Source organism: Fodinibius sediminis, assembly GCF_900182555.1.
GTDB classification, from domain to species: Bacteria; Bacteroidota; Rhodothermia; order Balneolales; family Balneolaceae; genus Fodinibius; species Fodinibius sediminis.
In genome coordinates this window covers 79,286-94,118 of the sequence record NZ_FXTH01000004.1, presented here as the reverse complement: position 1 = coordinate 94,118, position 14,833 = coordinate 79,286, and the positions used below count along the sequence as shown (strand labels likewise).

The window sequence follows — 14,833 nt, the reverse complement described above, 5'->3', positions numbered from 1 at the left end:
GGAAGATTGCCCGTCTTCTTTTGAAACAGATAGCCCCGAAAACGGTAAGAGTAAGGGGCGGCCACCGATTTCCGTCCCCCGGATGCAGTTACAGGAGCTGTTGATTCCTCTGCTTGTATACATACATCAGTAAAATCCCGCGGGACTAGCGTATCCCAGTTTATTATCTGGTGGCTTTCGCTTATTTTCACCCAGATAAATAGTATTGGAGCGATCAATGCCCATTGTATTGATGCATATGGAATTTTAACAGCCTAAAACTATAGCGGGAAGCCGGCTTATCATGATCATATCATTGCACATGCCCAAGTGTGGAGGCACCAGTTTTAAGGAGCTTCTGCAGCGCCATTATAAATTGCGGTTTTCCAAGGACTATGACTATCCCATCCACTGGACCCCTGAGCAGCGAGAGGAAGAAACCGAAAGGGCCCGGAAACGTATCAAAAGAAATTATGAACACTTTTACCGGTACCGGTTTGTAAAGTGCATCCACGGTCATTTTCTGCCGTACAAGTATGATCATCTCTATGGCAAAAAGAATACGGTGTTTATAACCTGGCTTCGTGATCCCATAGAGCGCATCATCTCCCATTATTATTTTTGGCTCCGCACCTACGAGACGGATACACCGAAGCCCCTGCACAGGAGAGTGGTGGAGGAGGACTGGACCCTTCGACAATTTGCCTTTTCTGAGGAATTGAGGAATATGTATTCCATGTTTCTGTGGAATTTTCCTGTTGAGCGCTTTGATTTTATCGGCCTAACCGAACATTATGAGCAGGATGTCCGCTATTTTGCAGATCGTTATCTGGGGAAAGATGAGATTGCTGTTCCCCAGAAAAACCGGAGTCCCCGCGAGTCCAAACCGGGCTTTGAAGATGAAGGATTGATCAGAGAGCTGAAATCATTTCATGCTCGTGATTACGAGTTGTACAACCATGCTCTTGAACTGCGAAACGGGCGAACTGTCGGGGCATCATAAATTTAAAGCTCCTGTCGCTGACCCCCTCTTTGTATACCGGTACATTGCCCATAGCAATATATCAAGGGTTGCAGTGGCACGAAGAATAATCTTTTCAGGCACCTTAAAAATCCGTATAATTTGTGCCTATAAACCGTTAACCCCCTAAATTTAGAAAGAGGAAAGACTGAGTAAGGAGAAAAAACATAGCGATTCCGAGCCGTCTGAGGACCCTCAGTCGGGTGACCAGCTTTCCGCTAAAGAATATCGTCTCATACCTATTGATGAGGAGCGCCGGGAGGGGGAAAATGCGGTCAACATGATCGAACTGTTCCGGCTGCTGCGCGATCAACGTTCCCTGATTGCCAGGATAACGGGCGGGTTTGTTTTTCTTGGGCTCCTTATTGCGTTATTCAGCCCGGTAGAGTATACCTCCGAGGCTCTGCTGATGCCAGAGATGAAGAGCAGTGAGAGCTCCGCCGGCGATCTGCTGGAAAGCTACGGCGGGATGCTGGGGCTGGGGAGCATGGGGGGGATGGATCTGTCGAAAGAGGGAACCATCGCCCCGGAGGTATATCCCAAAATTGTGAAAAGCCTGGGCTTTCAGCACAATCTGCTAAGTCAGGATATCTATTTTTCCGAGCATGATACTACGGTCAGCGGATATACCTATTTTGAAGAAGTTCGCACCCTGTCACTATTTGAATTTTTGATCGAGTATACCATCGGCCTGCCTCGGAAGTTCATCGGCCCCTCGTCTCCAGAGCAGCTCCCGGCCTGGCTTCGCAAGGAATTTGATGAGGATGCCGTCGTGGAGTTGACCAATGATGAGCTGGAGGTGATAAAGGAGATGCAGGAGCGCATCGCCATTGAATTGGAAAGTGAGACTGGGGTACTGACTGTGGAAGCGACCATGCCGGATCCCCTTGCCGCTGCACAGGTGAATCGCAAAATGATAAACATGCTCAAGCGGTTCATTAAATCTTACAGCACCCAGAAGGCTAAAGAAGATCTGGCTTTTGCCGAAACCCAGCACCGGCAGGCACAAGAGCGTCTCAAAGAAGTGCAGGATGAACTGGCCACCTTTCTGGATCAGAACGTAAATTTGGCTACAGCGAAATCGCGGGCCCGTGAACAGCGTCTGCAGGCTGAGTTCGATCTGGCCTATAACATGTACAACAGTGTTTCGCAGCAGCTGATGGAAGCGAAGATGAAAGTGCAGGAACAAACACCGGTCTTTAAGCCTTTACAGTCGGTGAATATACCCAGGGAGAAAAGTGAACCGCAGCGAATACTCATACTCTTGCTTTCGTTTTTTGCAGGGCTTGCTGTCTCCTTTCTTTACATCGCCGGTCGGAACATCTACCGGAATGTCAGTCATAAAATTTGATGGTTCCGCCCCGGCTTGCGTTTGTCAAATCTCAATGACACTGTTTCGAAATCATTCTTAACTGCCGGCTATAAATGAAGCTATCGTCCAGTTCTTCGACCGAGGGAAAGGGTATTCTGGCTCGGAATACGCTGGTTAATGTAATGGGACGCGGCATCCCCTTGCTTTTTGCAGTAATTGCGATACCGTTTGTCATTGACGGGCTGGGAACGGAGCGCTTTGGGGTGTTAACCATCGTCTGGATTGTCATAGGCTATTTCGGTCTGTTCGATATGGGACTGGGTCGGGCCACAACCAAGTTTGTGGCCGACGAGGAAGCGCGGGGCGGGGAGCAGCTGTCGCCCATTATCATTACCTCCATTCTGCTGCTGATAGCTTTTGGGGTTGTGGGCGGTATGCTTATTACGATTGCAACTCCATACCTGGTAGAGGATCTGCTTAACATCCCGCAGGGACTTACCGGGGAAACACAAAAAGCGTTTTATATTCTAAGCGCCTCGATTCCGCTGGTACTGGGCTCGGTCGGGGCGCGGGGTGTTCTGGAGGCACAGCAGCGCTTTACCCTGGTTAATGCGGTGAAAATACCCGCCAGCACCATTAATTATGTAGGACCGCTGCTGGTTCTTCCTTTCAGCAATCAGCTGCATCATGTCGTTTTGTTGCTGGCCCTCGGACGTGCAGTCTCCTTTGTTATCTACCTGTACTACAGCTGGCAGGGACAGGAGTATATAAGTCCGTCGGAATACCCTTTTGTTCGGTGGGCCAAAGAACTGCTGAGTTTTGGGGCGTGGCTTACGATCAGCAATTTTATCAGTCCCATTATGGTATATATGGATCGTTTTATACTGGGGGCGATCCTGACAATGAGCGCCGTGGCGTATTACACTACGCCCTATGAGATGGTGACTCGCCTGGGCATCATCTCAAGCGGGTTTATGGGAGTCATGTTTCCCGCTTTCAGTGTATACTCCCTGAAGGATGATGAGAAGCTGGTTGCGCTTCATCAAAAATCAATACGCTATCTTTTTCTGGCTATGGTGCCCATTGTGACCTTCTTGATTCTTACAGCCGAGCCGCTGCTGTATTACTGGCTGGGCAGCGAGTTTGCTGAAAACAGCACCCTGGTACTGCAAATACTGGCAGCCGGGGTTCTGATTAACTCCATAGCCATGGTCCCTTCGACAGCCATTCAGGCGGTGGGCCGCCCTGATATACGGGCCAAGCTGCATATGGTGGAACTGCCGATTTACCTTGCCCTTATCTGGTTTCTCGCCCGGTCTATCGGTGTGGTGGGTGTTGCTGTAGCCTGGGTACTGCGCGTAGCTATTGATGGTGCCATGCTGCTGTATTTTTGCAACCGGCTGATCCCGTTTATGAGACACAGCCGGAAGGTGCTGTTTCGACAGCTGCTTGGTTATGTCATCCTGTTCGGATTATTGCTTACTGGCTATTATTTTATCGTTGATCGGATCTTCCTACTGGCATTTGGCGGGATGTCTGCTGTTCTGAGTTTTTTCCTGCTATGGTCTTATACGCTCAGGGAGGAGGAGCGGAATCGTATTATGAATCTTTACCACGAACTGAAAGAGCATGTTCTTAGCCGGTGAGTCCCTTCAAGGTCTACTATAATAGTTGTTACAGGATGCGTTTATGGGCTTAACAGAAACACCAGAGGTTTTTATTATTTTAGTCAACTGGAACGGCTGGCGGGATACCATTGAATGCCTGCATTCATTGGAAAAGCTGGACTATAGCCGGTTTACTCCAATTGTTGTGGATAATGGCTCGACGGATGAGTCGGTGGAGATGATCAGCAGCCGGTTCCCGGATGTAACCCTTCTTGAAAGCAGCCAAAACAGGGGCTTTGCGGGGGGGAACAACCTGGGGATTAGGCATGCGCTTGAACGGGGAGCCGAATACCTGTGGCTGCTTAATAATGATACTGTCGTTGACCCCCGGGCTCTTGCACGCCTGGTGGACCACATGGAAGAAAATCCCGATATCGGTATCTGTGGATCCAGGCTCATCTTTTACAGCCAGCGAGATACTACCCAGGCGTGGGGTGGAGGGCGGTTTAACAAGTGGCTGGGAACCATTCGGAATATTGGGCAGAATAAACCGGCGGATTCCCTGCCGTCTGCACGAGTCATTGAACAGGAGATGGATTATGTGGTAGGGGCCTCCATGATGGTATCGCGGAAATTTATTGATACCGTAGGATTGCTGAGGGAAGATTATTTTCTGTATTATGAAGAAATAGACTGGGCTATGCGCGGCAGTGACAGCTTCAGCCTGGGCTTTGCGCCCGGAAGTATCGTCTATCACAAGGAGGGGGCCTCCACCGGTGGTGAACAATTGAAGCAGGCCAGCAGGAGCAAGGTTTCCGATTACTACCAGTTAAAAAACCGGCTTAAATTCACCTATCGATTTTTTCCCTTATATTTGCCCTGTGTTTATTTATCTCTTATCTATGCAGTGATAAACAGGATCAGAAGGGCTCAGTGGGATCGGATTCCAATGGTCATTAAACTGATGTTTACTTTTAATACTTAGCCGGGAACGACCAAAGGTTTGGAGCTTCAGAGAAAATTTGTATTGGGGCTGGCACTTGTATCGCTGTTCGGTACGGTAACAAATTTCGTGTATTTCAGTCCGCTATTGACGCTTTTGGTACCGCTGGCCCTCTTTGCCCTCAACAAGGATGAGATCCAGCGGCCGGTAGCCTGGCTGTACGCTTTTGTACTGCTTTTTCTGACGGGGGTATTGCTCTATCACCCGTTATCGCTTGTTGAGTTTGGCTTTTACCGGCGTGATGGGAATTTTGTCATTTCCTATGCACCATTGCTGATTTTGCCGCTATTCAGTTTCAAATTCAAGATCCAGCGATACTTTCGGCATTTTTATCTGTTTGTGGTTGCCCTCTACGGCCTCCTCTTCCTCTATCATCTGCTGACAGCCAATATTTTCGGAGGTCTCCGGGAAGTAGTCTTTGGGGGTCTGTTTTATGCTCAGAATGCAGTGGGAGGATTCTTATCCATTGTGGGGTCACTGGGTTTTGCCTACTGGTATCACAGGCGAGGAAAAAAAGAAGGATTCTACTTTCTGCTCCTCTTTGTCATCCTGCTGGCTACCTATTCCCGGGGGTCTATCCTGGGGTTGGTTCTGGGGATAGCCGGCTGGTACTGCACCGTTACCGACCGATTCAAAACCCTTGTTCTGCTGCTGCTTGTTCCGGTATTGTTTACCGTGGGGAGCCTCATGATCGGCTATCCTTTTTACCAGGGGCAGCTTGCTGTTTCAAATAATGTGGAAGTGGAGCTGGACGAGGAGATTGGGACAAAGAATGCCAACGTACTGATCCGGCTGTTTTATGCTTTTCCACGGGCGTACTATCTATTTCAGCAATCCCCGGTTTTGGGTACGGGCGTTGGTTCCTACGACGACCAGCCTTTCGACTTCAGGGAGATCGTGCCCTATGTGCAGTATAATGCGCAGCCCAACAAGGCTCATACCGATGCCCACGCTCACCATTCGTATCTGCAGCTTCTTGCTGAGCAGGGAATCGTAGGGTTATTGCTTTTTTTGACGTTCTGGGGCTCTCTTTTCCTGTACCTGAAGAATATCAGGGACCTGCCGGTGCTGCGCGACTACCTTTTAATTGCTTTCTTCACCATCACCTTTGCGTCCTTTACCGAACACCGTATTACAGCCCCGGCCATGATGCTGCCCTTTACTATCTCACTAGGCATGCTTTTTATGCACCAAGAGACGATTAAACGAGTAAAAATAAGAGAGCTATGACAGAGACTCCGGTTGTGATCAATGGACATTTCAGAAAACAGGATGTGACGGGAGTACAGCGTTATGCCCGCGAGGTTGTCCGGGGGTTTCGACAAAAAGCATACCCCCATCGCTATGTAGAACCACCGGCGTCCATCGCGTCCAACACACTGCGACAGCTATGGATGCAAACGGTCATGCCGCTGAAGATCAGGGGCGATGAACTGCTTTGGTCGCCAACTAATATCGGCCCGGTGTTCAATGAGAACCAGGTAATCACCCTGCATGATATCTCTGACCAGCTGTATCCCCAGTGGTTTGAAGATCGCTATACCCGTTGGCGGTCCCTTATTCTGCCGCCCTTGCTGAAACGGGTAAAGGGCATCATAACCGTATCGGAATACTCCAAAAGGACAATCAACGAACAGTTTCCGCAGACAAAAGGGAAGGTACAGGTGATCTATAACGGCGTGCGAACCGATCACTTCTACCCGAGGGAACAGGAAGAAACGGATGCGTTGCGCAAGGGGTTTAACCTTCAAAAGCCGTTTATACTTACCGTTGGATCCATCGATCCGCGAAAAAATATCGATGGCATCCTTGAGGCCTGGAACAGGCTTCCGGCGGACATAACTGAAGAAGTGGAGCTGGTGATTGCCGGGGGAAGCATCCATACCTTTTCTTTCGAGGTCGATAGGGATATTGCAGAGTCCGTTCGTTTTCTGGGTTACGTATCGGATGATGTATTACCGGGTCTCTATTCAGCTGCTGAACTTTTTGTTTACCCTTCACTGTTTGAAGGCTTCGGACTGCCGGTGCTTGAGGCCATGGCGTGCGGTACGCCGGTGGTTACTTCCAATACTTCTGCTCTCAAGGAGCTGGCGCAAGGGTATGCGTTGACGGTAAACCCCCGGAAACCGGAAGAAATAGCGGGAGCTATTGATCATATGATCGGCTCTGAAGAGCTGTGTGAGGACCTGGCACACAGAGGTCAGCAATATGCACAGGGTTTTCAGTGGAATGCGGCAGCTGATAAAACGTACGAATACCTGGTGCAGAAATATCGAGAGTAAGCGGGCGTCCGCAGAGAACTTCTGCTGCAGGGATGGGGCCGGTTTTGACCGGGTAGCCTGGCTGGAAGAGGGAGCCTACTGAGTAATGATCTTCTCGACCGTGAGGAGACGGTCAAAATTCCGGTCGGGGTCTTTAAAATAGACGAAGCCCCGGTAGGTCTGCCGCGGCGGCGATAGCCTTCGGATTGGTGCCAGGTCTTCAACCATCTGCCGGGTTGCGCGAATATATTTATACGTATACACCCCTTGCTTTATGAGGGCGGTTCCCTTCCAGAGGCCTGTTGAAGCGTCGTAGCGCATCGCATTGTCAGGAGAGATCATCCAATTGTTGAAATCGCCCACCACATAGAGATCATCATCGGGTGACACAGAATCCGCTGTTTCCAGGGAGAAATGTACCCGGGCATAGCGGGCGTTTCGATCAGTTGCTGTCGGGTCGGGAGTTGAAGCCGGATATGCCCGGCTGTCCAGGTATTGAAGGTCTTTTCGGAGAAGAAGGGCAGGAGGGTGCTCGTCCGGGCGGTATTCCATAATTTGTCTTCCATCCGCTTCAAAGGATCGAATATCGAGCAGCCGGCTGGCATAATTGGCGGGGAAAGCCTCATCCTGCATGAGATAGCCGGAAACCTGCCCGGGGGCGGAAGTGCTTGGGGCGCCGGCCGCGCGACTTCGTCCCCAGAACTGGTTTTGTACGTACTGGATGGACAGGTCAAACCGGGGGAATTCCACAAAGCCGGGGTACCGGTAGGTACTGAAGAGCTGGTGAAGAACCTGTCCGTCTGTGCGCTGGGCAAACAGGGTTTCTACCCTCATTTGAAGGTCCCCTTCCTTCTCAGTCACGAAAAAGGGCATGGAAAAGAGCAGGTTGTTTCCCTGGTGGTCATAAACCCTGAGCAGGTAGTTTCCGCTTGCGCTGGGAGCCATCCGTTCGTTGGGAAAGCGGTATTCCAGTCGGCGGTAGGGGGGATTCCGGCTAAAGCTTTGGTTGGATTCCTGGATATAGCTGTACGAAAAGCCGTCAAGGTAGGCAGAAGGTGAAAGGGGACTTGGATGCCAGCTGCGGCTGTAATGAACCATCTCGACGCGGAATTGACGGTTCTGTCGACTCAGATCATCAAAAGTGAGAATCAGCTGTTCGCTGGTATTCAGGAGCAGGATGGGTGGGGCGCCGGGGGAGCCCACGGGATGAAGGCGCACGCTCTGAATATCAGGGGGCGGGGGCTGCTGTTCGGCAAGAGAGAAAGGCTGCCGCAGGCCGGCTTCTGGCACCGCCTGTGGGGCCTCGGAGCTTGATTGGGGCACGGCGCAGCCTGCAAGGCCTCCCCAAATAAAGAAGAGCAGTAGCCTAAATAAAATAGGAGCCTTCGAATACAAAATGGGCCGGTCCTTCCAGTTCAAGGTTGGAGTAGGTAAGCGTCTGGGGATTGTATTTAAAGTAGATGCGCAGCACGCCTCCCTCGGTGATTACCTCATAGGGCTGCCTGGGCCGAGTCGGCTTCTCCAGGTGATGCCAGGCCAGGGCCGAAGCTATTGCACCTGTTCCGCAGGCGAGCGTAAGGTTTTCGACGCCGCGTTCATAGGTCTGCAGCCTGAGTTTGCTTTCATGGATTCCGCTGATAAAATTTACGTTGGTGCCCCTGGGCTGGAAGGCGGAATGGTAGCGAAGCGTTTCCCCGTCTTCGCGCAGATGATCTTTTTGCTGAAGGGTATCGCTGTCAACGGCGACAACAACATGCTCGGTACCGGTATTCAGTTCCCACATCTTCCGGTTGTTGACCATGATCTCATTTACAGATGTTTCCACGGGGAAGGAAATTCGCACCTCATGGTCACCGGTAACAATTGCCCGGTAGAGCCTGTCATGGACATTGAAGGTATGCTCCTCGCCAAAACCAAGGGTCCGGGCGAAGAGGGCAATACACCGGGCGCCGTTGCCGCACATGCCGGCATCACTTCCGTCGGGGTTGCGATAAAACATTGTATAGTCCGCCTCGTCCTGTTCGGCGCGGCACAGCGCCAGCAGGCCATCGGAGCCGACGCCGTATTTTCGGTCACAGAGTTTGGGGGTAAGCTCGATGAGCGTGTTCTGTGAAAACAGCTGTTTCGTGTTATTTACCACCACAAAATCATTGCCGGCACCCTGCATTTTGGTAAAGGGGATGGTTTGTCTGTTATCGTTTGTCATCATTCAGAAAAAGCAGGTAGATGGTTGTGGGGTTCGCTGGCTGGAATTGGCAGGTCCCGGTCACGCATGAGGTTGGAAAAACGGAAAGCCAGAACAGTAAAAATAATTTTTCCCTGCACATATTGATAGATCATCGGCTTACACCGGTTGACCTCTTCAATCATATCCTGCAGGCGCGCCTGGCCGAGGGTTTCACAAAAGTTGCGAATTACCTCCAGCTGGTCAGCGTTGGTAATGAGGCTCTTGTTTTGGGTGGCCCGGAAGACCAGCAGATCTCGCAAGAAGACTTCCAGCACATTCAGGATAGCAATCTGTCCTTCGATATTTTCCCTGCTTTGCCAGTCCTGAGCCATCGCCGAAATTTTTACGGCATCTTGTACATAAGCCGCCCGGAGGTAATCCACAATCTCTTTTCGGAGGCTCTTGAGCTGATCGACATCAAAAAACCGGGTCAGGGCGTAATTGCCGCCGGATACCCTTGCCAGGTAGGCGGCATCTTTTTCAGACAGCCCCTCGTAGGTGATCAGGGCTTGTTCTATTTCACGGGTCTTGAGGGCTGAAAGCTGGATATGCTGGCAGCGTGATAGGATGGTGGGAAGCAGTGCTTCCGTATGGCTGGTAGTAAGAAAAAAAATCAGGTCTTCGGAGGGTTCTTCCAGCAACTTCAGAAAGGCGTTTGCCGCTTCCTTGCGCATATGCTCAATGTCGGTTAGCATAATGATCGTTTTGCGTCCTTCATTGGGCTTTAGCCGTGCTGCTTTCCGGATGTGATCGCGAAAATAGTCGATGGGATAGAATGCCTGCAGGTTTTTGGAGCTGGCATCATCGGTCAGCGATGGACGCAGGCTGAAATCCACGACTTCGTACGGGTCGTCGCGCAGCATTTCGAGGCGGGGACGCAATTCCTTTTCAATATTCTTATTCCTGACGGCACTGCTGGGAACCGGCAAAAAAACGTGAATATCGGGATGGGTAAACCAGGATGATTTTTTTGAAAAGGCCTGCTCTCCGAGGCTGGTCAGGTTGTCCACGCCATTGATAAGTTCTGCAAAAGCCAGTGCGAAGGCTTTTTTTCCAATACCGGGCGATCCTGAAAACAGATAGGCATGACTGATACGTCCCGATTGCAGAATGCGTTTGATCTGTTTGCGGGCAAACGACTGGCCGACCAGTCGCTGGTCTCCAAAGTCAAAACTAAGATTGCTGTATGCTGTGGTGGTCATTCTTCCCAAATATAGTCAAAAAGTAAGATACCGGCTGTAATGGTGGTGCCAATATAACCTATAAGGGCCCAGAAATCATTCAGATAGTCCCCGGAAAGGCCCTTGATCAGCGCTGCTTCCGTCAGTTGCACTAAAATGAGTATCAGCGGAAACAGCAAGGGAATACTCAACACCGAGAAGATGGCTCCCTTGCGGTCGGCTTGCGATACAATGGCGCCAAGCATGGTGGCTACGCTTGCAAGGCCGGCTGTTCCAAGTATCAAAACTAACAAAAAAGCGCCGGGGTCGGCAATGGTTATTCCCAGCAAAAAAATGTAGGCCAGGAAGGTGGCGCCGTTCACGGACAAGGTAAACAGGTAGTTGAAGCACAGTTTGCCCAGGAAAACGTCGGGCGCACGGCTGTGGAGGCGCAGCAGATTGAACGTTCGCTTGTCCGTCTCCATCACAAAAGAGCGCGAGAGGCTGGAGAGGGCCGCAAAAAGAATGACAATCCAGACGAGGGCACTCTGGGCCGTGGAAGGCAGTTGGTCGGCATTCAGGGCGAATAGAATAAGCAGCAGTGAAGCCCCTACGAACGCCAGCACGGTATTCATGGCATAGCGCGAGCGCAGCTCGGTCTGCAGATCTTTGATCAATATGGCGGCAATTCCCTGTAAAAAATTCATCAGCAAAGTTTACAAAAAATGTAGTGAAGTAGTAAGTCGATCCTTCTCTGATCTCAAAATTTATTGTAGATTAGCTGGTTAATGGAGTTGTATCGGAAGCTAAACGATGAGTATATTTGGGCTGCATATGAAATAGATAAATTTAGTCATTTTTCGCATGAATATTTTCAGCTTGTTAGATACCCAAACTGTTTTGCCCAATCTGGAAGCCAGTACCAAAGCTGAAATATTGGACAAGATGGTGGCTTCACTGAAGGGAAAGGTATCGGACGAAGAAGCTGGGAAAATTTTGGAAGCGGTTATCGAGCGTGAAAATATTATGTCTACGGGGGTAGGGAAGGGATTGGCTATACCGCATGCCAAAACCTCGGTGATTGAGCAGACTTACGCTGCATTTGCGGTGCTCAGTGAACCTGTGGATTACAATGCTGTCGATGACAAGCCGGTCAACATGGTTTTTCTGCTGGTGGGACCGCAGTCGAGCAACAGCATGCATATTAAGATGCTGAGCCGTATTTCGCGGCTGATGAACGACAGTAATTTCCGTCAGCGGCTCCAGGCATGTACGACATCAGAAGAGATCATTGAACAATTCAGAAAAGAGGAGCAGCTTTCTTTCAGCGGATGATTGAATTCTAATTAATCATATTTCTATGTTTGTTAAACATACGATCTGCACAGCGTTGACTGTGTTAATAGTGCTCTTGAGCCTGCAAACGGGGGTCATGGCTCAGGATACTGCCTTTTCATCAGAAATTGTGAAAACAATTGAAAACAGCCGGGCTTTTGATGCCTTCTGGTCGGTGATTGTCCGTGATTCTACCGGTAAGATCCTGGAGGGATACAATTATAACAAAATTGTGCGGCCGGCTTCCAACTTCAAATTGCTGAGCTCGGCCATGGTACTGAATGAACTGGGGCCCGATTACCGGTATTCCACCAAGTTGTATGGGCTGGGCAGGCAGGAGGGCGACACCTGGGAAGGCGATATTATTGTACGTGGAAGCGGGGATCCTTCCATCAGTGGAAAATTCTACAACGAAGACCGTTTTTATGTATTTGAAAAATTCTACCAGGCCCTTGATTCCCTGGGCATCCGCAAAATTCGCGGTTCGCTGGTTGGCAACGATTCCTATTTTGACCAGCAGACCTACCCGGAAGGCTGGAGCTGGGAAGATCTCACCTTTTATTACGGTGTTGAAATCAATGCCCTTTCCTTTAACGAGAATGCCGTCGACCTGCGTGTCTATGCCCGGAATGATATCGGGGAGAAGCCGGATATCGAGTGGTTCCCCTTTGATACCGATTACGTGGATTTTGTCAATGAACAGGTCATTACGCCGTCCTATTCGGAATATGATGAGTCGTACCAGCGTATAATGGGCACCAACACCATACTGCTGGAGAGTACCCTGCCCAGGAATTATATTGAAAAGGAGTCGCTGTCGATTCTGGATGCGCCCCGCTTTTTTATAGATACATTTGAAAAGTATCTGGAACAGGGCAAGATCACCTTTTCGATGCCCATGATGGTGGAGAGTCACAATCGAAGTTGGGAGGGGTCGCGGTATACCGTCCTGGCAGAGCATCAGTCCGTTCCGCTTGGGAAGCTGCTGCAGGAAATGAATAAAGAAAGCAATAATTTCTATGCAGAGATGTTGCTTAAGACTGCTGCTGCCGAACACTACAACACACAGGGCAGCACCGAGCTGGGGCTAAGCCTGATCGAAACTTTTGCCATGGATATGGGTATTGATGTAGAGGACCTGGAGATGAACGACGGATCGGGCCTGGCATCTTCCACCCTGATTACCACCGAGGGACTGAGCAAATTGCTGGTCGAAATGCGTAACAATTCCCACTTTGCGGTCTATAAACAAAGCCTGGCGGTGGCGGGCCGTGACGGGACGCTCGAATATCGCTTTAAGAATTCGCCTGTCGAAGGTAAATTGTATGGAAAGACGGGTTATATTTCAGGAGTGCGTGCTTTGAGTGGATACCTGGAATCGGCATCGGGCCAGCCCCTGATAGTAAGTGTCGTGACCAACAATTATACCGAGCCCACTTCTTATATTGATGAGCTGCAGGAAGATATTGTACAGAAAATTTATTACAAATACTGAATTTAATGTCGAATAGGAAACTGACAATACTGGTAACGGATGATGAAGAAAGCATCCGCAATTCACTTCGCGATATACTCGAGTTTGAGGATTATCGCGTGCTGGAAGCAGAAAATGGGGAACAGGTCTTCGGGGTACTGGCTGAAGAGCCGGTAGATCTTATGCTCCTGGATATCAAAATGAAGGGCATCGATGGCATGGAGGTGCTCACCAGGCTCAAGGAGGAGCAGTATCAGTTTCCGGTTATCATGATTTCAGGGCACGGAAATATTGAGATTGCGGTGGAGGCGACCAAGAAGGGAGCCTTTGATTTTATCCAGAAACCCCCCGACCTGAACCGGCTGCTGGTGAGTGTGCGCAATGCCCTTGATCAGCACCGGCTGACCGAAGAAAACAAAACCATGCGCTCCCGGCTGCCCCAGGTACCTGAAATTATTGGTGAAAGCCGCGCCATCAAAAAGATCAAGGAAACCATCGACAAGGTGGCCCAGACAAATTCGAGGGTCATGGTAACCGGCGAGAATGGAACCGGCAAGGAGCTTGTAGCCCGGTGGATTCATGAGAAAAGCCAGCGCAGCAACGAGGCGTTTGTGGAGGTGAATTGCGCTGCTATTCCGGCCGACTTGCTCGAAAGTGAACTTTTCGGGCACGAGAAAGGTGCTTTTACCGGCGCCAGCAGCCAGCGTATTGGTAAGTTTGAACAAGCCGATGGTGGCACCCTCTTTTTGGATGAAGTGGGGGATATGAGTGCAAAAGCGCAGGCCAAGGTGCTGCGGGCCCTGCAGGAGAATGCCATCATCCGCGTGGGGGGAACCGAGAAGATTGCTGTGGATGTACGGGTGATTGCAGCTACCAACAAGGATCTGCTCGAAGAGATTGACAGCGGCGGGTTCCGCGAAGATCTGTATCATCGGCTGAATGTGATTCCTATTCATGTGCCCCCGCTGCGCGAGCGGCGCGAGGATATCCCGGCACTGGCCAAGCGATGGCTCGAGCATCTTGCCGAAAAGGATATCATGTTTTCCGGTATCTCCTTTACAGATGAGGCGCTCGAAGCATTAAAAAAACAGCAGTGGTCGGGCAATGTGAGGGAGCTGCAAAATGCGGTTGAACGGCTCGGCTTGCTGGCTGAAGACGCTACGATCCGGGAGCAGGATATCAATGAATTGACGCTCACAGGCACCCGCAAGCCGCAGGGAGCTGACAGCCTGCTTGACAGTTCCAGCACTTTTCAGGGTTTTAAAGAAGCCTCAGAACGATTATTTTTGCTGCGAAAATTGGATGAAAATGACTGGAACATCTCCCAGACAGCCGAAGCGATTGATATCCAGCGCAGCCACATGTACAACAAGATGAAAAAATATAACATTGAACGGTAGTGGTTTCACTTCATGCCGCTACCGGGTGCAGCCGAGCACGGTTACAGACGAATT

The 14,833-nt window shown here is 50.3% G+C and carries 13 protein-coding genes; 9 read left to right on the top strand and 4 right to left on the bottom strand.

Annotated features, from left to right (window positions below):
• Positions 1 to 283 precede the first annotated feature (283 nt).
• The 6 genes from FN808_RS05665 to FN808_RS05640 all read left to right on the top strand — a co-directional run bounded on the left by FN808_RS05665 (position 284) and on the right by FN808_RS05640 (position 7,204).
• The gene (locus tag FN808_RS05665; RefSeq protein WP_142713588.1) at positions 284 to 982 is read left to right on the top strand and encodes a sulfotransferase family 2 domain-containing protein; all 699 of its coding nucleotides are present in this window, start codon (positions 284 to 286) and stop codon (positions 980 to 982) included.
• Positions 983 to 1,280: 298 nt separating this feature from the next.
• Positions 1,281 to 2,351 (top strand): Wzz/FepE/Etk N-terminal domain-containing protein, encoded by a 1,071-nt coding sequence (locus FN808_RS05660; RefSeq protein WP_142713587.1) that lies wholly within the window; start codon positions 1,281 to 1,283, stop codon positions 2,349 to 2,351.
• 74 nt (positions 2,352 to 2,425) lie between these two features.
• The gene (locus FN808_RS05655; RefSeq protein ID WP_142713586.1) at positions 2,426 to 3,958 is read left to right on the top strand and encodes a flippase; all 1,533 of its coding nucleotides are present in this window, start codon (positions 2,426 to 2,428) and stop codon (positions 3,956 to 3,958) included.
• Positions 3,959 to 4,001: 43 nt separating this feature from the next.
• Positions 4,002 to 4,904: a glycosyltransferase family 2 protein gene (locus FN808_RS05650; protein WP_142713585.1), complete on the top strand. Its 903-nt coding sequence runs from the start codon at positions 4,002 to 4,004 to the stop codon at positions 4,902 to 4,904.
• Positions 4,905 to 4,922: 18 nt separating this feature from the next.
• Entirely contained in the window at positions 4,923 to 6,152 is a 1,230-nt protein-coding gene (locus FN808_RS05645) for an O-antigen ligase family protein (RefSeq protein ID WP_142713584.1), read from the top strand.
• On the top strand, positions 6,149 to 7,204 hold the full coding sequence (locus FN808_RS05640; protein ID WP_142713583.1) for a glycosyltransferase family 4 protein: 1,056 nt from the start codon (positions 6,149 to 6,151) through the stop codon (positions 7,202 to 7,204). Before FN808_RS05645 ends, FN808_RS05640 begins: the two co-directional genes overlap by 4 nt.
• 75 nt (positions 7,205 to 7,279) lie before the next feature.
• Here FN808_RS05640 and FN808_RS05635 read toward each other — a convergent pair whose 3' ends face one another.
• From FN808_RS05635 to FN808_RS05620, 4 genes are read right to left on the bottom strand one after another with little or no spacing between them, the layout of a single operon-like run.
• Positions 7,280 to 8,506: a type IX secretion system plug protein gene (locus FN808_RS05635; protein WP_185958270.1), complete on the bottom strand. Its 1,227-nt coding sequence runs from the start codon at positions 8,504 to 8,506 to the stop codon at positions 7,280 to 7,282.
• A 43-nt stretch (positions 8,507 to 8,549) separates the two neighbouring features.
• Entirely contained in the window at positions 8,550 to 9,392 is an 843-nt protein-coding gene (gene dapF / locus FN808_RS05630) for a diaminopimelate epimerase (protein WP_246068285.1), read from the bottom strand.
• Positions 9,389 to 10,612 (bottom strand): DNA polymerase III subunit, encoded by a 1,224-nt coding sequence (locus FN808_RS05625; RefSeq protein ID WP_142713581.1) that lies wholly within the window; start codon positions 10,610 to 10,612, stop codon positions 9,389 to 9,391. The genes dapF and FN808_RS05625 overlap by 4 nt, the downstream gene beginning before the upstream one ends.
• Positions 10,609 to 11,277 (bottom strand): heme exporter protein CcmB, encoded by a 669-nt coding sequence (locus FN808_RS05620; RefSeq protein WP_142713580.1) that lies wholly within the window; start codon positions 11,275 to 11,277, stop codon positions 10,609 to 10,611. The genes FN808_RS05625 and FN808_RS05620 overlap by 4 nt, the downstream gene beginning before the upstream one ends.
• A 157-nt stretch (positions 11,278 to 11,434) precedes the next feature.
• Here FN808_RS05620 and FN808_RS05615 point away from each other — a divergent pair, with 157 nt between their 5' ends.
• The 3 genes from FN808_RS05615 (at position 11,435) to FN808_RS05605 (ending at position 14,779) form a co-directional block, all read left to right on the top strand.
• On the top strand, positions 11,435 to 11,905 hold the full coding sequence (locus FN808_RS05615; RefSeq protein ID WP_142713579.1) for a PTS sugar transporter subunit IIA: 471 nt from the start codon (positions 11,435 to 11,437) through the stop codon (positions 11,903 to 11,905).
• A gap of 97 nt (positions 11,906 to 12,002) precedes the next feature.
• Positions 12,003 to 13,400 carry a D-alanyl-D-alanine carboxypeptidase/D-alanyl-D-alanine endopeptidase gene (gene dacB / locus FN808_RS05610; RefSeq protein ID WP_185958269.1) on the top strand — a complete coding sequence of 466 codons (1,398 nt, stop codon included), beginning with the start codon at positions 12,003 to 12,005 and terminating at the stop codon, positions 13,398 to 13,400.
• Positions 13,401 to 13,405: 5 nt separating this feature from the next.
• On the top strand, positions 13,406 to 14,779 hold the full coding sequence (locus FN808_RS05605; protein WP_142713577.1) for a sigma-54-dependent transcriptional regulator: 1,374 nt from the start codon (positions 13,406 to 13,408) through the stop codon (positions 14,777 to 14,779).
• Positions 14,780 to 14,833 lie beyond the last annotated feature (54 nt).

What these genes read in the sequence shown, in the direction of transcription:
- FN808_RS05620 (WP_142713580.1), bottom strand. Translation starts at nt 11,277, where the DNA reads ATGAATTTTTTACAGGGAATTGCCGCCATATTGATCAAAGATCTGCAG.
- FN808_RS05660 (WP_142713587.1), top strand. Translation starts at nt 1,281, where the DNA reads ATGATCGAACTGTTCCGGCTGCTGCGCGATCAACGTTCCCTGATTGCC.
- FN808_RS05615 (WP_142713579.1), top strand. Translation starts at nt 11,435, where the DNA reads ATGAATATTTTCAGCTTGTTAGATACCCAAACTGTTTTGCCCAATCTG.
- FN808_RS05625 (WP_142713581.1), bottom strand. Translation starts at nt 10,612, where the DNA reads ATGACCACCACAGCATACAGCAATCTTAGTTTTGACTTTGGAGACCAG.
- dapF (WP_246068285.1), bottom strand. Translation starts at nt 9,392, where the DNA reads ATGATGACAAACGATAACAGACAAACCATCCCCTTTACCAAAATGCAG.
- FN808_RS05655 (WP_142713586.1), top strand. Translation starts at nt 2,426, where the DNA reads ATGAAGCTATCGTCCAGTTCTTCGACCGAGGGAAAGGGTATTCTGGCT.
- FN808_RS05665 (WP_142713588.1), top strand. Translation starts at nt 284, where the DNA reads ATGATCATATCATTGCACATGCCCAAGTGTGGAGGCACCAGTTTTAAG.
- dacB (WP_185958269.1), top strand. Translation starts at nt 12,003, where the DNA reads ATGGCTCAGGATACTGCCTTTTCATCAGAAATTGTGAAAACAATTGAA.
- FN808_RS05640 (WP_142713583.1), top strand. Translation starts at nt 6,149, where the DNA reads ATGACAGAGACTCCGGTTGTGATCAATGGACATTTCAGAAAACAGGAT.
- FN808_RS05605 (WP_142713577.1), top strand. Translation starts at nt 13,406, where the DNA reads ATGTCGAATAGGAAACTGACAATACTGGTAACGGATGATGAAGAAAGC.
- FN808_RS05650 (WP_142713585.1), top strand. Translation starts at nt 4,002, where the DNA reads ATGGGCTTAACAGAAACACCAGAGGTTTTTATTATTTTAGTCAACTGG.